A 1,750-nucleotide genomic window follows, 5' to 3' on the forward strand; every position below is an offset into this window, starting at 1 on the left:
TCAGACGGTCAATTACCTAATTTTCAGGGAAAAAGTCCAGGAATTTTCGCCCCGATCCCTCCAATGGCTGGCACTTTTTGAGGTCAAAAAAGTCTAAAAGTCTTATCCAACAAGGTTTTTAGATTTATTCAGCCAACCCTACTTAAGTTTTTGACGACAATAAATTTAAGCCGTAGCCACGGCAGCACCCTGGGTTCCTAATTGAATTAACTCGATCTTGTAGCCATTAGGATCTTCCACGAAAGCAATCACCGTAGAACCGTGTTTCATCGGGCCTGGTTCCCTGGTGACATTGCCGCCAAGGGCTTTAATTTTCTCACAGGTGCTATAGATATCATCCACGCCTAGGGCGATATGACCGTAAGCATTACCGACTTCGTAGCGATCGACTCCCCAATTATAGGTCAGTTCGATGACAGCATGATTAGCCTCATCGCCATAACCGACGAAAGCGAGGGTAAATTGACCATTGGGATAGTCTTTCTGACGCAATAACTTCATTCCTAGCACATCGCAGTAAAATTGTAGAGATTCCTGCAAGTTATTGACCCGGAGCATGGTGTGTAAGAGACGCATGATTATTTAGATGACATCGATCGAAAAATTATTCATCCTTGATTGTAACCAGTCCTTGGGCCTTCTTATCTCCTTGAGGGTCAACCATTCCACCAATACAAATGTACGAAACCTCACTCCCAAAAGCGATTAATAGCTGTAACCAAAATCACCTTTCTGGCCATATTTCAATTACTATCTATGGGATTTTCTTAGGCTATCCTGTAGTTAGTGGTGAAGTTAGTTAGGTCGAGACATTTTTGATCGGGAGTTTTCTAGGGAAATTTTGAAGGTAGTAGGTAGTAGTAAATTTTCAGTGGTTTCCGAAAACCCCTTTCGACTTGATTGACCAGTAGTTTAATAAAACCTCTGTGACTGCAATAAATGTTAAATATTTAGGGGAGTACAGAACAGAGAAATTGGGACGGGTTAAAGCTATGCGTTTTTATTTAGAGTACATCAATCACTTAGGTCGTTTACAGAAAAAATCCGCTCATCGTCTTCTGCAAGCGGGTTTCACGATTACAGAAGTTTTACTAGCAGGTTTGATGATGCTGATTGCCGTCTTGGTGTCGGGAAATGGCGTAATTAACCTGCTCAGAAGCAATTATCGAGCTAATGCTGAGAGTGAAATCCAAAATAATCTTAATCGTACTCTAGAGTTTGTTTCAGATGAAGTGAGACGGGCAAGAATTATCGCTGATTCTCAAGGGGAGATCAACACTAACAAAGTACCCTCAGGAGCGCAACCAGTTCTAGCTTTCCAAATTCCCGACCCCAGCAATCCCAATCTGCTGCTCGGTGAACAGATCGTTTACTATACCCGTACCACAGGCCCTGAAAGTAGCTTGACCGGTCCGCGAGTCTTGTGGCGCTATGGTCCAAACTTGGACCCTAATGGCAACTACACCACCCCCGCAAATGTTGTTACTTGGCAACATTCCCCCGTCACCGATATGTTAGCACCGCCTCCTAATGACCCCGTTTGTCTTGAGAATTTTAACCGAATCCCCGCCGCTGGTAGCGCGGTAGAGGGTTTTTATACCTGTGTTCGCCAGGGTGGTGGTAATCAAGTGATTTTGAATGCCAACGCTCAGGTAAAGATGACTACCGATGAGAAATTTAACTACTCTGTCAGCACCGGAGTTTTCCCCAGAACCTGTGAAACATTTTGTATCGTAAGCCCCCCCCCTAG

At 44.0% G+C, this 1,750-nt stretch carries 2 protein-coding genes; one reads left to right on the forward strand and one right to left on the reverse strand.

Annotation, left to right across the window (positions count from 1 at the left end):
• Positions 1–165: 165 nt before the first annotated feature.
• Complete coding sequence (gene gloA / locus O9290_RS07005; protein WP_002758448.1) at positions 166–576, reverse strand: lactoylglutathione lyase; 411 nt, start codon at positions 574–576, stop codon at positions 166–168.
• Between the two features lie 416 nt (positions 577–992).
• Between gloA and O9290_RS07010 the strand changes: the two genes are divergently transcribed.
• On the forward strand, positions 993–1,750 hold a 758-nt coding region (locus O9290_RS07010; RefSeq protein WP_502846451.1), incomplete at its 3' end, for a PulJ/GspJ family protein.

The organism is Microcystis sp. LE19-41.2A, from assembly GCF_027530405.1.
Taxonomy (GTDB): domain Bacteria; phylum Cyanobacteriota; class Cyanobacteriia; order Cyanobacteriales; family Microcystaceae; genus Microcystis; species Microcystis aeruginosa.

What these genes read in the sequence shown, in the direction of transcription:
- gloA (WP_002758448.1), bottom strand. Translation starts at nt 576, where the DNA reads ATGCGTCTCTTACACACCATGCTCCGGGTCAATAACTTGCAGGAATCT.